We start from the raw sequence: 15,255 nt of genomic DNA, 5'->3' as shown, positions 1-15,255 counted from the left end.
AAGACGCGAGCGATACCCTTTAGTTAATTGGGTTAGCGGGAGCGCTTGGAAAACCGGTAATGCGCAACGCCCCATTCATTGCCTCCGGCGTAGCCGAACAACTCCGCCACCGCCATATAAAACATGCGCCAGCGCTGAAACCAGACGGAGGCATCGGCAGCACCGTAAGTCAGGACCATGAGCGGCATCAACTCGCTGCGCGCCGCGTCCAGATTCTCAAGCCATTGATTCGCCGTCTTTTCATAATGCGCGCCGCTCACCCACCACTGACGGTCGATCTTGAGATCGTCCTGAAAATGCAGCAGTAACGCCTCCGACAGCATCGTCCCGCCCGTGAAAAAGTACTTCGACATCCAGTCGCTACCGTCCTTCACCTCGAAGTGGTAAGCCAGCGTGCGATGCGCAAACACATGCACAAAAAGCTTGGCGTCCTCGCACATCCAACCCGAGATCTTGTTCAGCAACAACCGGTAGTTCTTCATGTGCTCGAACATTTCTATCGATAAAACACGGTCGAAACCATCGCCGAGCAGCGCCGGCTCGAATTGATAATCGACAATATTCCCCGTCACCACGCTCAGGTTCGCGATGCCGCGCTCGGCCGCCTGCGCTTCAATAAACGCCCGCTGCCCCTGCGAATTCGATAACGCCACGATCCGCGAGCGCGGATAAGTTTCCGCCAGCCACAACGAGAGCGAACCCCAGCCGCAACCGAGATCGAGGATGCGCTGGCCATCGGTGAGTTGCGCGCGGGCCGCGTACTCCTCTAGCATTGCGCGCTCGGCCTGATCGAGCGTTTCCGCCCCCGTCCGATACAAGCAGCACGAATACTTCAGATGCTCGCCGAGATGCGCATGAAAAAACGCCGCCGGCACCTCGTAGTGCTGCGTGTTCGCGGCTTGCGTTTCGATCGCGATCGGACTTGCGCGCAGTTCATCGACGAGGCGGTTGAAGCGCTTCGAACGCGCTTCGCCATTGTCGACACCTTCATCGCGCAGGCGCTGTTTCATCAGCCGGCGCATCCCCAGGCGCACGAGCGAGTCCGGAATCCGGCCGCGCTCGCACCAGTCGATCAGCCAGCTGTCCGGCGGGGCTTCTTTTTCTTGTGGTTGTGACATAACCGCTTGCGATGGCAGCTCGCTCATGTGAAAACTCCTCGCTATTATTATTTAAGGATGACGCGGCGGCCATGGAATCAATGCGCTGGTCGTACGCATATAGTCGGCATATCCCGGGCGTTTTTTAGCCGATTCCGCTTCGACCATCGGTACGCCCGAGACTTTCATCAGCAGCCACGCCATCAGGACGGGCGGCAGCAGCATCGCGACAATCCACCCGCCAACGCCGATCGCGAGCGGAATGTACGCGACCCAATGCACGCATTCGAAGAAGTAGTTCGGATGCCGCGAGTAACGCCACAGGCCGGCGCGACACACTTTGCCGCGATTCGATGGATCCACCTTGAACATAAGTAGCTGATGATCGGCGAGCGCTTCGCCCGCAATCGAGATCACCCAGATCACCGCAGCCAACGCGACCCACGCAGCGCCGGGCGGCGTCGTGCGATAGGCCGGCACGAAAAACGCGAGCGACAGCAGCATCGAAATCACGGCTTGCAACTGGAAGAACCAGAACATTTTCTTGTTGGTATCGGCGGCCCACTGCTCGCGGAACTTGTGATATCTCGGATCCTCGCCGTGACCGGCATTACGTTTCCACAGATGCACGCCAAGCCTCATACCCCAGACGAACCCGCTGATTCCCACAATGACCCGCGTGTGCAGATCGCCTTGTCCGAGCACTGCAATCAGCAACGCGACCACGCCGAGCGACATCGCCCAGACAGGATCGATCATGCCGGCGTTCTTCGATTTAACTTGCCACGCCCAGACCGTCGTGAAAACAACGACGAGCGCGATAAAAGCAATAACGGCAACAGTGAGCGGCGGCATTAAGTCCTCGATGTCGATTTTTTGCGTTGAATATCGGTTGGCATCGACTGGTGGAGCGATTGGGACTAATTACGCATGCTGCCATCTGGCGGATGCGCCAGCGAGAGGGAATTGGAAGCGGTAATACAAAGAGCTCGACGTTCGGAACGAACGTGAGCGTAGGAGATGCCCGAGGATGGCCGGGAACGCAGGAACAGCGCGTTTCGCGCGCGCTGTTCCTGTCCAGCAGGCGTGGAAGTCGAGCCCATTAGGCCCGCCGCGCCAATCAGCCCATTGGACTGCTAAACCAGCGCCGGCAATCCTTCCACCAGCAAAAATGCAACCAGTACGCCGAGCAGCGCGCCGAATACGCGTAGGGTGTTTTTCCGGAATTGCGTGGCGCACGGTACGGCGCCCAGGAAGAGAATGCCTGCAAGCGCCATCGGGATGATCAGGATGAAGTCGCCGATCGTGAAGTAGGTGGTCATACACGTCTCCCATCGCCCGTGCTCAGCGTCCACCTGACTGCGTGAGACGTCGCACTGTCGATTTGAGTATAGGACGTGGATTACGCTTTATTTGTGCTGCTTTGCGCAAACGTTGGTGAACAACAGACGAAACGCCTTATGTGACGGGCTTTTCCGCCCGCATGCTTTAAGCGGATACAGAAAAACCCTCATTGGTTAGTCTTTACAAAAGACTTTCGTTGCGTTCGCGCGTGGATTTTAGCTAATCGATCTAAGTATCTGCGTGCCGCTCTCGTCGGCGCAAGTATTCTGCACCGCCCAGACCGATCAGCAGCAGGACGAATACGAAGCCGCTCACGCCGGGCCAGCCGGCGATGGTCCAGAAGTGCCCGCCCCACGAACCGAGCACGCTTGAGCCGATGTAATACGCCAGCAGATAAAGCGCGGCTGCCTGGCCTTTGGAGCCTTTGGCCAACCGGCCAATCCAGCCGCTCGCGACCGAATGGCCGGCGAAGAATCCAAACGTCATGCACGCGATGCCCGTAATCACCACGGGCAACGACATCGACAACGTCAGCGCCACGCCAAAGATCATCAGCACGAGCGCTGCGATCAGCACGCGGCCGCGGCCGAACACATCGGCCATTTTTCCGGACCAGGGCGACGCCACCACGCCCGTCAGGTACACCACGAAAATCGCGCCGATCTCCGCCTGGCTCAGATTGAACGGCGCCGCAATCAACCGATAACCGACATAGTTATAAAGCGTGACGAAGCTGCCCATGAGCACGAAACCCATCAGGAACAGGAACGGCAGGCCACGATTTTTCAGGTGCCCGGAAAGCGCGGTCCGATGATGGCTAAAACTCATCCCGGCGCGCGGCACGAAGCGTCGCGAGGGCGGCAGGAGCGCACGAAACGCCAGCGTGGCGAGCAACCCCAGCACTCCGATTCCGCCGATAGCGACCCGCCACGAGAACACGTCCGCGAGAATCCCGCTGATCACGCGTCCGGCCATTCCGCCAATGGCAGTGCCTCCGACGTAGAGTCCCATCGCGAGGCCGAGGCCGTCGGGATGTACTTCCTCGGCGAGATAGGCCATGGCGACCGCCGGCACGCCGCCAAGCGCGAGCCCCTCTAGCGCACGCACGAACAGCAGCGCATGCCAGCTCGGCAGAAACGCCACGATGATCGTGAGCAACGAGGAAGCCGTCAGCGACAACGTCATCAACCGGTGCCGGCTCCACCCCTCCGAAACAAAGCCGGCGATAAAAATCGCGACGGCGAGCGAGGCCGTCGTCACCGATACGGACAACGCACTTTGCGCGGGGCTCACGCCGAACGCCTTGGTGAATTCCGGAAGGAGCGGCTGCACACAGTAGAGCAGCGAGAAGGTGGCGTAGCCTGCAAACAGCAGGGCAATCGCCGCGTGCCAGTAAGCGCGCGATCCGCGTTCGAGGTACAGCAGGGAATCGGGGGAAAGCGAGGAGGACGACGCTGACCGGGACGGCGCCGGCGATGAAGTCACAAGTGGATCTCCGGTGGCGAAGACCATAACGATACCGTGATCATCAGGGTTTCGCCGGACGGTGCGCCGTGCGCTTTCAATCAACTTTCGAGACCTCTTCGCACGCTCCTGCATTTTTTTAATACGGTGCAAGATTTCGACCCGAGGCGAATTGATGCGCTAAAGTAGAACATCGTTTCAGCCGAAATCATCTGGATACGCTGCGAGTTGCAGGCATTCGAGGAATTTACGCGCGGCACTTCGATCTCGTGCACAGGGGATCAACCTCCTGTGCTTTATCCAGAACCGACCGGCACGCGCACTGTCCTGCCGGCACACTTCGGGGAGTCATCATGCAAATCGGTTCAATCGTTCGCTCCGTCCATATCGCTGTGCCACAGGGCGCACGCGGCATTGTCATGCGCATTCTCGGCGACATGGCCATGGTCGCCTGGTACGCCGACGAGCCCGGTACGTCGGAACTGCTCAATACGGAACCGTTCTTCCTCGAAGATCTGATTGATACCGGCGAACTCGTTCGCCCGACCAACGCGCTAATGCATTGAGAATCGGGCACATTTCACGACTCTGTTTGCTGTAACCGCGCATCGCTGATGCTTCCCCCGGCGATGCGCGTCACAATGCAGGGATGAACTCGAACCATTCCGATGCATCGCGTGCGCCCGCAGACAGCCTCTCTTTCTCCGGCGACAACGCAAATCCCCCGGCTCCGCCTTTCGCCGATCTCACGCCCGAGCGCGTGCTCGATGCACTCGACAGCGTCCTGATGCCGCTTGGCGAACGCACCGACGGCGGCATGCTCGCGCTCAACAGCTACGAAAATCGTGTGTATCAGGTTGGCATGGAAGACGGGCCGCCGATGGTCGCGAAGTTCTACCGACCGTTGCGCTGGTCCGACGACGCCATTCTCGAAGAGCACGCTTTCGTTTCCACGCTTTACGAGCGTGAAATTCCGGCGGTGCCGGCGCGTGTGCTGAATGGCGCGACGCTCCATCACTTCGAGGGTTTTCGCTTCTCCATCTTCGAACGGCGCGGCGGGCGCGCGCCGGATATCGACCGGCCGGAGACGCTGGAATGGCTCGGGCGGTTTATCGGCCGGATCCACGCGATCGGGCAGATCAAGCCGTATGTGGAACGGCCCGCGCTCGATATCCAGACCTTCGGCTACGAACCGCGCGAGTTTTTGCTCACGCACGGGTTTGTGCCGCGGGACGTTCGCGAAGCGTATGAAACCGTGGTGAAAATGGCGCTGGAAGGCGTCGAGCGATGCTATGAGCGCGCCGGCGATGTGAAAAGCATCCGGCTGCACGGCGATTGTCATCCGAGCAACGTGCTCTGGACGGATGCGGGTCCGCATTTCGTCGATTTCGACGATAGCCGCATGGCGCCCGCCATCCAGGATCTGTGGCTGCTGCTGCCGGGTGATCGTCCGGAGGCGTCGCGCGCGCTGGGCGATCTGCTGGCCGGCTACGAGGATTTCTGCGATTTCGAGCCGCGTGAACTGCATCTGGTCGAAGCCCTGCGTACGCTGCGGTTGATTCACTACGCGGCGTGGCTGGCGCGTCGCTGGAACGATCCCGCGTTTCCCGCCGCGTTTCCGTGGTTCAACACGCAGCGGTATTGGGAAGACCGCATTCTCGAATTGCGCGAGCAGGTCGGCGCGATGGAAGAAGGGCCACTCTGGCCGGTTTGAGTCGATTTCCTCGATAGCCCGCCTCCGACGCGGCTATTGAAGAATTCTGACAATCATGTAATGATAACCATTATCATTTGAAATGATTTGCTCAGCCGATGCGCTTTTTTGGCCGTATCGGTGAGAAAACCCTCTGCAGTACACCCCTTTTGCTGCGCCCTTATGGAGAGATGCGTGAACGCGCCTGAAACTTTTGAACCCGCGTCCAACGTGACCACGATGCCGTACGCGCCACGCGGCGGCCGCGTTATCGACGATGCCGAACAAATCGTTCGCAAACAGCGCTCGCGCCGCGCGACGTTCATAAAATGGCTGCGCAAGGTGCATGGTTGGGTGGGTTTGTGGGGCGCTGTGCTCGGGCTGCTATTCGGTACGACGGGTTTTCTGCTGAATCATCGCGCCGGTCCGTTGAAGATATCGAGCGGCGAACCGCAGGTGTCGCAGATGCAAATGGCCTTGCCCGCACACAGTCTCAAGTCGCCGATGGAACTCGGCAAATGGCTCAAGCAAGAACTCAAGCTCGACGGCGTTATCGGTCGAGGGAAACGTGAACCCGCGCATGCGGTGGGCTGGGGCGATCAGAAGACCATGCAGCCGGAGTTGTGGACGGTGGCGGTGGCATCGCCGAGTGGGGCGGTATCGGCGGAATACTGGGTGGGGAATGGGTTTGTATCGGTGAAACGCACCGAGAACAGTTTTCTCGCGACGATGAGCAATCTGCATAAAGGCACGGGATTGAGCGTGGGGTGGGTGCTGCTCATCGATACGCTCGCCGGCAGCATTATTCTGCTGTCGTTGACAGGCGTGTTGTTGTGGACCGAGTTGAATAAACGCAAGACCGTAGGGGCGGTCATTGTGATGGCGTCGATTGTCGCAATGGCCTGGATGGGGTTGATGTGAGGCGGCCGATCCTGACTTGCGTTGCTGTTTGAACGTGGAACCCGCGAAATGCGGGGTTTTTTGATATTTAGCTTTGGCGCGACAACCGCGTTAAGCCAGTTTGTTGCGCTTATCGTTTAAAGCGTGGCGACTCTGCATACATCTATATCCCGCAAATCTCACCGGACCCTTCAAGTTCCCGCGCCGCCTTTGCACCTTCGACCTGCAAGATAGTCGGCAGCGAAACCCCGTTCTTGGCCGCCGTCACTTCAGCAAGAATCGATACCGCAATCTCCGGCGGCGTTCGACTGCCGATATAAATCCCCACCGGCCCATGCAAGCGCGCGAGCTCGGCGTCGGAGAGATCGAACTCCTTCAGCCGTTCCCTGCGCGCCGCGTTATTGCGTCGCGACCCCAGCGCTCCTACGTAAAACGCGGGCGTCTTCAACGCTTCCATCAACGCCAGATCGTCGAGCTTCGGATCGTGCGTCAACGCAATCACCGCGCAGCGCTCATCGAGTTTCATTTCCATCACGGTATCGTCGGGCATCGTGCGCACGATTTTCGTCCCCGGCACGTCCCACTCGTCCGTGTACTCCTCGCGCGGATCGCACACGGTCACGTGATAATCCAGGCCGACCGCGATGCTGCACAAATACCGCGACAACTGCCCCGCCCCGATCACGAGCATCCGATACCGCGGTCCGTGAATAGTCGAGAGCGTGGTTTCATCGAAGGTAACGCCATCCGTCGCCAGCGCCGGCTCGAGCTTGACCGCGCCAGTGTTCATGTCGAGCGTACGCGTCACCAGCCGACCCGCCAGAACGGCCTCGCACAATTGGGCGATACCGCTCGCCATCGACAACGGTTCCAGCACCAGTTGAATCGTCCCGCCGCACGGCAGTCCGAACCGATGCGCTTCTTCGGCCGAAATCCCATACTTCACGCTTTCAGGCTTCGTCTGCTCGATGCCGCGTTGCCGGACCCGCTCGATCAAATCGTCTTCAATGCATCCGCCAGACACCGATCCCATCACCGCGCCGTCATCGCGCACGGCGAGCATCGCACCTTCGGGCCGGGGCGATGAGCCCCACGTCTTGACAACCGTCACCAGCAACACGCGATGCCCCCGTTCGAGCCATCGCGCGCTGTTTCTCAGGACTTCGAGATCCACGCTGTCCATGATCTTTTCCTCTTCTTCACTTCACCTTCACCGTCCGCAGCCGCTTGATCGGGGCCACCCGCGGATTCACCCTCGGACTCACCCTCGGGTTCATCGCCCTTCGTCAACTGCGCACTGAATCGCTTGAAAAACTCGCCGGCAATCTTCCTCGCAGCCCCATCCACCAGCCGCGACCCGATCTGCGCGAGCTTGCCGCCCACTTGCGCGTTGGCCGTGTAGGACAACGTGGTCGAGTCGGCATTGTCGCCCGGTTCCAGGTTCACCTTCGCCTGACCTTTGCCGAAACCGGCTGCTCCGCCCTGCCCTTCGAACACAATGGTGTACGTGTGCGGCGCGTCGATGTCCACCAGATTCATGCGTCCTTTGAATTTCGCTTTCACCGGTCCCACCGATGCCGTCATTGCCACCGCGTAAGCGTTCTCGCCATCGGCTTCTATGCTTTCGCAACCGGGAATGCACGCGCGCAGTATTTCAGTGTCGTTCAGCGCTTCCCACGCGACGTCCTGCGGCACAGGCAACTGATGCGTTTCAGTCAGGTCCATGACGTGTCTCCGGCTGATTTCCGGTCTTCACGACGCGTCACCGCCGCCAGTTCCCGGCCGACAGCGTTCAGGCTGTCGAGGTTATGAGCCGCAAGCATTGCATCGACATGCGGCAGGATCGCCCGTACGCCCCGGGCGCGCGGCGTGAAATCGGCGTATCGAAGCAACGGATTGAGCCAGACCAGCCGATGTGCAAAGCGGCGCAAACGCAGCATCTCGGTTTCGAGGACATCGATTGCTTCGTGATCGAGCCCGTCGGTGACGAATAACACGGTCGCGCGACCGTTGAGCACCCGTCGCGCCCAGCGGCGGTTGAATTCGGCCAGCGCCGCGCCGATCCGCGTGCCGCCCGACCAGTCGACTACCTGATCCGATATCGCGGCGATCGCGACGTCAGGATCGCGTTCGCGTAGTGCTCGCGTGGCATTGGTCAGGCGCGTACCGAACAGAAACACTTGCAGGCGTTCGCGCGATTGCAGCAAGGCATGGCAGAAGTAAAGCACAGCCCGGGAATACGCGCTCATCGACCCGGAAATGTCGAGCAGCAGGACCAGCGGCGGCCGGCGTTCGACGACTTTTTTGTATTTCCACGTGGTCCAGTCGCCGCCCGAGCGCACGGCGCTGCGCGCGCTCGCGCGCAAATCGGCATGCGTGCCGTGCGATGCGGTTTTTAAACGACGCGTCGGCTCGGTGGCAAGCGGCATTCTGTGTGAACGGATTTGATGCCGCAGCGTGCGCCATTCGTCGGACGTAAGGGTATCGAAATCGCGATGACTCAAGCGCTCTTGGGCGCTGAACGTGATGCGCGCGTGGAGATGCTCGACGCTTTCCTGCTCGCTACTGCGCTTCGATTCGGCCGCTCTCGCAGCGAGCGCATCGGCGAGGCGATTATTGCGTTTCGGCGGCGGCACGCCGTTTGTCACTTTCGGCAGCAATAGTGCGCGCAATTTCCCTTCCCAATCGGGATCGCGCCAGAAAAGATCGAAGGCCTGATGGAAGAGTTCGCGCTCGTCGGGAGCGTGAACGAGCAATGCAGCGAGTGCAGCGCGGACATCGTCGCGACGGGTGATGTCGATCCAGCGCAACGCTTCGAGCGCATCCACGCTGTGCGCCGGCGACATCGCCAGACCCGCGCCGCGCAGCAGCCTCACGAAGTGCACGACGTTGTGAGCAAGCGTTGGCGTTGACATGATGGTCAGGCTGGAGCAGCCAGACACTGCGCAATTTCGGCAGCGTCCACACGCGCGAGATCGTCCTGGTATTTCAGCAGCACGCCCAGCGTGTCTTGCACCGATTGCGGATCAAGCTCGCTGACGGAAAGCGCAGCGAGCGCACGACACCAATCGATGGTCTCCGCTACGCCCGGCGCCTTGAACAAATCCAATGTCCTCAGCCGATGCACAAACGCTACCGCCCTTGCCTGCAGTTCCACGCTGGCTTCGGGCGCGCGCGCTGCGACGATTTGCAGTTCCACATCGCGCGCCGGATAACCGATCCATTGATATAAACAGCGCCGCTTGAGTGCATCGTGAACTTCGCGGGTCCGGTTCGATGTCATCACGACCAGCGGCGGCCGTTCAGCGCGCACGGTGCCGTACTCCGGAATCGATACCTGGAAGTCAGACAGCAATTCCAGCAGGAAAGCTTCGAACGGTTCGTCGGCGCGATCGATTTCATCGATTAGCAGAACGCGCCGCGTGGCCGGATTCAACGGGTCCGGCATAAGCGCTTGCAGCAACGGGCGCTTGAGCAGGAATTCGCTTTTGTAGAGCGAATCGTTCGATGGTTGTTCGCCCGCTGCCTCGGCAAGACGTAGCGCCATGATCTGGCGCGGGTAGTCCCATTCGTAGAGCGCGCTGGCTGTATCGAGGCCTTCGTAGCATTGCAGCCGCAGCATTTGCGTGCCGAGGACGCCAGCGGCGGCTTTTGCGAGCTCAGTTTTGCCGACGCCCGGTTCACCCTCCAGGAACAACGGGCGCTGCATTTTCAATGCGAGAAAAAGCCCCGTCGCCAGTTCGCGGCTGGCGAAGTATTGCTGCCCGCTCAGGGCGACGAGCGTTTCGTCGATTGATGCCGGGTCCATGAGGCTCCTGGGTCTCTGTGGTCAGTGTTTGTTCGCTCGCGCCGGCAGAGCCCCAGCCCGTCCATCGGCGCGAGCGAAAAACCCTTGATGCTGCGAGCCGATACTAGAACCCAAGGGCCCGATCAACAGCCCTACCCGCAAGAATCGGAATCAAATGCGCCCGATACGCGGCACTCGCGTGCATATCCTCGTTGAGTGTATCGGCGGAAATTGTGGTGCTGCGCGCCGCCGCCGCCGAGAAATCCTTCGATAACGCCGCCTCAAGCGCAGAAGCCCGAAACACGCTCGACGCAGCACCCGTGATGGCCACTCGCACGCCGCCTGGATGCTTCGCAACGAACACGCCCACCAGCGCAAAGTGCGAAGCAGGATTCCGAAACTTCTCATACCCCGCGCGCTCGGCGATCGGAAACTCCACCGATGTAATCAGTTCATCGGGCTCTAAAGCCGTCTCGTACATGCCGAGGAAAAAGTCATCGGCGGTTATGCGCCTTCTGTCCGTCACGATAGTCGCGTTCAACGCCAACACCGCCGCCGGATAACACGCAGCCGGATCGTCGTTGGCAAGCGATCCGCCGATCGTCCCGCGCTCCCGAACCTGCCGGTCGCCAATATGACCGGCAAGATCCGCGAGCCCCGGTATCGCACGCTGCACCTCGGGGTTCGCGGCAACCTGCGCATGACACACCGCGCCGCCGATAGTCACCTTGTCGCCCGTAACCGTAATGTCCTTCATCGAGCCGATACGCGTCACATCCACCAGCGCCGACGGCTGCGCAAGACGCAAACGCATGGTCGGCAGCAAACTCTGCCCGCCCGATAGATATTTGGCGTCGTCGTGCTGCTTGAGGAACGCCACCGCTGCATCGGATTTGTCCGGCCGTTGATAATCGAATGAGTACATGTCGAAGTCCTCTTAAGCGGGAGTCGAAGCGCCACGGGCAGCCGAGGCATCGGCGGCGGCCTGCATGGCAGCCCACACGCGATGCGGCGTCGCAGGCATCTGCAGATCGGTCACGCCGAGCGGCGAAAGCGCATCGATGATCGCGTTGATCACCGCCGGCGGCGAGCCAATCGCGCCCGCCTCGCCGCAGCCCTTCACCCCGAGCGGGTTATGCACGCATGGCGTGCCCTTGGACGTCTCCACATCGAAGTTCGGCAGGTCGGAGGCGTGCGGCATCGCGTAATCCATGAACGAGCCGGACATCAACTGGCCGCTTTCGTTGTCGTACACAGCGCGCTCGAGCATGGCCTGACCGATGCCCTGTCCAATCCCGCCATGCACCTGACCTTCGACGATCATCGGATTGACGATGTTGCCGAAATCATCCACGGCCGTGAACTTCTGGATGCGCGTTTCGCCCGTGTCCTGATCGACTTCCACTTCGCACAAATACGCGCCCGATGGATACGTGAAGTTGCTCGGATCGTAGAACGCGTTTTCGTTGAGGCCGGGTTCGAGCTTGTCGAGCGGGAAGTTGTGCGGCACGTAAGCCGCCAGCGATACCTCCGCGAACGCCTTCGTCCTGTCGGTCCCCGCCACGCGGAAAATGCCATCCTTGAACTCGATATCTTCCGCCGACGCTTCCAGCAAATGCGCCGCGATTTTCTTGGCCTTGTCCTCGATCTTGTCGAGCGCCTTCATGATCGCCGAGCCGCCGACCGCGATAGACCGCGAGCCATACGTACCCATGCCGAACGGAATCCGCCCGGTGTCGCCGTGAACGATCTCGATGTTATCCATCGATACCCCAAGCCGATCCGCCACGACTTGCGCGAAGGTGGTTTCGTGCCCTTGTCCGTGACTATGCGAGCCGGTGAACACGGTGACGGAACCCGTGGGATGCACGCGAATTTCGCCGGCTTCGAACAAGCCCGCCCGCGCACCCAACGCACCTGCCAGATTCGATGGCGCCAGTCCGCACGCTTCGATGTAGCAGGAATACCCGAGGCCGCGCAGCTTGCCGTTCTTCTTCGATTCCTCGCGCCGCGCGGGGAATCCTTCGACATCGGCGAGTTGCATCGCGCGATCGAGCAAACCTGAGTAATCGCCGGAATCGTAGGTCAGACCGACCGGTGTGGTGTACGGCCAAGAACGGATGAAGTTACGCCGCCGCAATTCCGCCGGATCGATGTTCATCTCGCGCGCCGCCGTTTCCACGATCCGTTCGATCACATAAGTCGCTTCGGGACGCCCCGCGCCGCGATAGGCATCGACGGGAACGGTGTTCGTGAACACCGCTTTCACCTCGGCGTAGATCGCGGGCGTGGTGTACTGCCCAGCGAGCAGCGTGGCGTACAAGATGGTCGGAATGGCCGACGCAAAGGTCGATAAATACGCGCCCATGTTGGCCGTCGTATGCACGCGCAGGCCGAGGAAGTTGCCGTCGGCGTCCATCGCGAGTTCGGCTTTCGTGACGTGATCGCGGCCGTGGGCATCGGTGAGAAAAGCTTCCGAGCGCTCGCATGTCCACTTGATCGGACGCCGTACTTTCTTCGATGCCCACGTCAGCGCCACATCTTCCGCATACAGATAAATCTTCGAACCAAAACCGCCGCCCACGTCCGGCGCAATGATCCTTAGTTTCGACTCAGGCAGCGACAACACGAACGCCGCCATCAACAAACGCTCGACGTGCGGATTCTGGTTCGCGACGTAGACGGTGTAGCTGTCGTCGGACTTCGAATAGCTCGCATTCACGGCGCGCGGTTCGATCGCGTTCGGCACCAGGCGCTGATTCACAATATCCAGCGTCGTCACATGCGCGGCTTTGGCGAAGGCGGCGTCGGTGGCGGCTTTATCGCCGTGGCCCCAGGTGTAGCAGAGGTTGTTCGGCGCTTCATCGTGGACTTGCGGCTGACCTGGATCGGCGGCAGTGGCGGTATCGACGACAGCCGGCAGCACGTCGTAGTCCACTTCGATCAGATCGATCGCGTCCTTCGCTTCCTTCACCGATTCCGCAACGATCAGCGCCACCTGATCGCCCACGTGCCGCACTTTTGTATGCGCGATCACGGGATGCGGCGGCTCGTTCATCGGCTTGCCATCGATGTTATGAATCAGCCAGCCGCACGGCAATCCGCCGACGTTTTCGCCGGCCATATCCGCGCCGGTAAAAATCGCGACGACGCCAGGCGCTTCTTTCGCGGCGGTGATATCGATGCTGCGAATCTTCGCGTGCGCGTACGGCGAGCGCAGGAAGACGGCGTAGGTTTGACGCGGCAGGACGACGTCGTCGGTGTACTGGCCGTTGCCCGTCAGGAAGCGATAGTCTTCCTTGCGTTTGACAGCGGCGCCAATCATGCGGTGGGTATCGGGTGTCTCGGGGGCATTCATCGCGGACTCCTGTTCAGGCGCGAATCTTTATCGTCATCGGAAAGGTGAGTGAAGCGCGGGCGGTGGCTCAGGGCGCAGCCTTCATGGCTTGCGCGCCTTGCACCACGGCTTTCACGATGTTGTGATACCCCGTACATCGGCAGAGATTGCCGTCGAGCTGTTCGCGGACATCGGCTTCGGTCAGATCGGGCTTTTGAGCGGCGAGGGAAGTCGCGCTCATTACCATGCCGGGCGTACAGAATCCGCATTGCAGGCCGTGGCACTCCTTGAAGGCGGCTTGCATGGGATGGAGCTCGCCATCTTTCGCCATCCCTTCGATAGTCGTCACCGACGACCCGTCAGCCTGCACGGCGAGGATGTTGCACGACTTGATGGCGCGGCCGTCCAGATGGACCGTGCACGCGCCGCACTGGGCGGTATCGCAGCCTACGTGCGTGCCCGTAAGACCGAGTTCCTCGCGGAGAAACTGGACTAGCAGGATGTGGGGTTCGACGGTGGCGGTGACGGCTTTGCCGTTGACCGTCAGACTGATGCTGAGTGCCATGCTTCTGTCTCCTTCGGGATGGAACAGCCGAAGCTCACTCACCGCTTTTGTTTCACTGACCTTGCGGACTTCACGACTGTGAGTGTCTGGCTGGGTTCGTGTTTATTTGTTGTGACAATGAGTAAAGCACAAAATGCAGACGGTCGCTATTGGGCTAAAGGTGGGGGCAGGGTGTCGCCATGCGGGAGTTTTATATCGCGGAAGGCGGTCGTAAAAACGCCGCCTCGATGGGCGGCGTATCGCTAAACAGCTTGGTTCAAGCTCGGCGGATCACTCCACCCCTCGCCCCAATTTCGAACGCCAGCGGGAATAACTGAAATAGATCGCCAACCCGATCGCCAGCCATAGCGCGAACGCAATCCACGTCACCGCCTGCAGATTCAGCATCAGGAACAGGCACGCCGCCACAGCCAGCACGGGCACGACCGGCACGCCCGGCACGCCCGGGCAACGGAACGCGCGCGGCAGATCGGGGTGCGTGCGTCGCATGATCAGGACGGCGATCGACACCATCGAAAACGCGGCGAGCGTGCCGATATTGATCAGCTCAGCCAACACGTTCAGCGGCACGAGCGCACCGATCAGCCCGAAGAAAATGCCTACGAGCCACGTCGTAAAGAACGGCGTGCCGAATTTCGGATGAACCTTCGACAGACGCGCCGGCAGCAAGCCATCGCGCGACATCGCGTAGATGATGCGGGTCTGGCCGTAGCTCATCACCAGAATCACGGTCAGCATGCCGAGCACCGCGCCCAGATCGATAAAACCCGCCACCCACGTTTGCCCCGCGACCTGCAGCGCGTACGAAACCGGATGCGAGATATTGGCGAATTGCGCAGCCGGAACAATGCCCGTCACCACCGCCGCCACCGCCACATAGCGCACGGCGCAAACCGCCAGCGACGAAATAATGGCGATGGGCAGATCGCGTTTCGGATTCTTCACTTCTTCGGCCGCCGACGACACCGAAAATCGAAGCCGTTGACGTCCTCGCGGCCCTAAAGGACCGGGGCTCCTTCTGCAAGACGGCCACGTCCGGGCGCAGCATGGGTTGACGCAAGGCCGTCT

Annotated in this window: 14 protein-coding genes and 1 pseudogene; 3 read left to right on the top strand and 12 right to left on the bottom strand. The window is 60.6% G+C overall.

Annotated elements, in window-relative coordinates; genetic code table 11:
* Positions 1-32: 32 nt before the first annotated feature.
* The 4 genes from M0D69_RS05400 to M0D69_RS05385 all read right to left on the bottom strand — a co-directional run bounded on the left by M0D69_RS05400 (position 33) and on the right by M0D69_RS05385 (position 3,953).
* Positions 33-1,145 (bottom strand): cyclopropane-fatty-acyl-phospholipid synthase family protein, encoded by a 1,113-nt coding sequence (locus M0D69_RS05400; RefSeq protein WP_301781048.1) that lies wholly within the window; start codon positions 1,143-1,145, stop codon positions 33-35.
* Between the two features lie 24 nt (positions 1,146-1,169).
* The gene (locus M0D69_RS05395; protein WP_301781047.1) at positions 1,170-1,952 is read right to left on the bottom strand and encodes a DUF1295 domain-containing protein; all 783 of its coding nucleotides are present in this window, start codon (positions 1,950-1,952) and stop codon (positions 1,170-1,172) included.
* Positions 1,953-2,233: 281 nt separating this feature from the next.
* Positions 2,234-2,419, bottom strand: a complete 186-nt coding sequence (locus M0D69_RS05390) for a hypothetical protein (RefSeq protein ID WP_047895389.1) — start codon at positions 2,417-2,419, stop codon at positions 2,234-2,236.
* A gap of 250 nt (positions 2,420-2,669) precedes the next feature.
* Positions 2,670-3,953 carry an MFS transporter gene (locus M0D69_RS05385; protein ID WP_301781046.1) on the bottom strand — a complete coding sequence of 428 codons (1,284 nt, stop codon included), beginning with the start codon at positions 3,951-3,953 and terminating at the stop codon, positions 2,670-2,672.
* A 305-nt stretch (positions 3,954-4,258) separates the two neighbouring features.
* Between M0D69_RS05385 and M0D69_RS05380 the strand changes: the two genes are divergently transcribed.
* The 3 genes from M0D69_RS05380 to M0D69_RS05370 all read left to right on the top strand — a co-directional run bounded on the left by M0D69_RS05380 (position 4,259) and on the right by M0D69_RS05370 (position 6,519).
* Positions 4,259-4,471 (top strand): hypothetical protein, encoded by a 213-nt coding sequence (locus tag M0D69_RS05380; RefSeq protein ID WP_047895387.1) that lies wholly within the window; start codon positions 4,259-4,261, stop codon positions 4,469-4,471.
* An 83-nt stretch (positions 4,472-4,554) separates the two neighbouring features.
* Positions 4,555-5,619 carry a serine/threonine protein kinase gene (locus tag M0D69_RS05375; protein ID WP_301781045.1) on the top strand — a complete coding sequence of 355 codons (1,065 nt, stop codon included), beginning with the start codon at positions 4,555-4,557 and terminating at the stop codon, positions 5,617-5,619.
* A 174-nt stretch (positions 5,620-5,793) separates the two neighbouring features.
* The gene (locus M0D69_RS05370) at positions 5,794-6,519 is read left to right on the top strand and encodes a PepSY-associated TM helix domain-containing protein (RefSeq protein WP_301781044.1); all 726 of its coding nucleotides are present in this window, start codon (positions 5,794-5,796) and stop codon (positions 6,517-6,519) included.
* 142 nt (positions 6,520-6,661) lie between these two features.
* On the opposite strand, the gene M0D69_RS05365 is transcribed toward M0D69_RS05370, so the two are convergent.
* From M0D69_RS05365 to M0D69_RS05330, 8 genes and pseudogenes are all read right to left on the bottom strand, one after another.
* Entirely contained in the window at positions 6,662-7,681 is a 1,020-nt protein-coding gene (locus M0D69_RS05365) for an XdhC family protein (RefSeq protein WP_301781043.1), read from the bottom strand.
* Positions 7,654-8,223 carry a CoxG family protein gene (locus M0D69_RS05360; RefSeq protein ID WP_301781042.1) on the bottom strand — a complete coding sequence of 190 codons (570 nt, stop codon included), beginning with the start codon at positions 8,221-8,223 and terminating at the stop codon, positions 7,654-7,656. Before M0D69_RS05360 ends, M0D69_RS05365 begins: the two co-directional genes overlap by 28 nt.
* Positions 8,214-9,413, bottom strand: a complete 1,200-nt coding sequence (locus M0D69_RS05355) for a VWA domain-containing protein (RefSeq protein ID WP_301781041.1) — start codon at positions 9,411-9,413, stop codon at positions 8,214-8,216. The genes M0D69_RS05360 and M0D69_RS05355 overlap by 10 nt, the downstream gene beginning before the upstream one ends.
* A gap of 5 nt (positions 9,414-9,418) precedes the next feature.
* The gene (locus M0D69_RS05350; RefSeq protein WP_301781040.1) at positions 9,419-10,306 is read right to left on the bottom strand and encodes a MoxR family ATPase; all 888 of its coding nucleotides are present in this window, start codon (positions 10,304-10,306) and stop codon (positions 9,419-9,421) included.
* A gap of 103 nt (positions 10,307-10,409) precedes the next feature.
* Positions 10,410-11,210 (bottom strand): xanthine dehydrogenase family protein subunit M, encoded by an 801-nt coding sequence (locus M0D69_RS05345; protein WP_301781039.1) that lies wholly within the window; start codon positions 11,208-11,210, stop codon positions 10,410-10,412.
* A 12-nt stretch (positions 11,211-11,222) separates the two neighbouring features.
* Entirely contained in the window at positions 11,223-13,643 is a 2,421-nt protein-coding gene (locus tag M0D69_RS05340; RefSeq protein WP_301781038.1) for a xanthine dehydrogenase family protein molybdopterin-binding subunit, read from the bottom strand.
* Positions 13,644-13,710: 67 nt separating this feature from the next.
* Positions 13,711-14,187 carry a (2Fe-2S)-binding protein gene (locus M0D69_RS05335; protein ID WP_301781037.1) on the bottom strand — a complete coding sequence of 159 codons (477 nt, stop codon included), beginning with the start codon at positions 14,185-14,187 and terminating at the stop codon, positions 13,711-13,713.
* Positions 14,188-14,457: 270 nt separating this feature from the next.
* Positions 14,458-15,156, bottom strand: a pseudogene (locus tag M0D69_RS05330) (amino acid permease); the annotation flags it as partial.
* Positions 15,157-15,255: the final 99 nt, after the last annotated feature.

The sequence above is a fragment of the Caballeronia sp. SEWSISQ10-4 2 genome, assembly GCF_030464885.1.
Lineage (GTDB): Bacteria > Pseudomonadota > Gammaproteobacteria > Burkholderiales > Burkholderiaceae > Caballeronia.
This window is presented reverse-complemented; position numbering and strand designations above follow the sequence as displayed.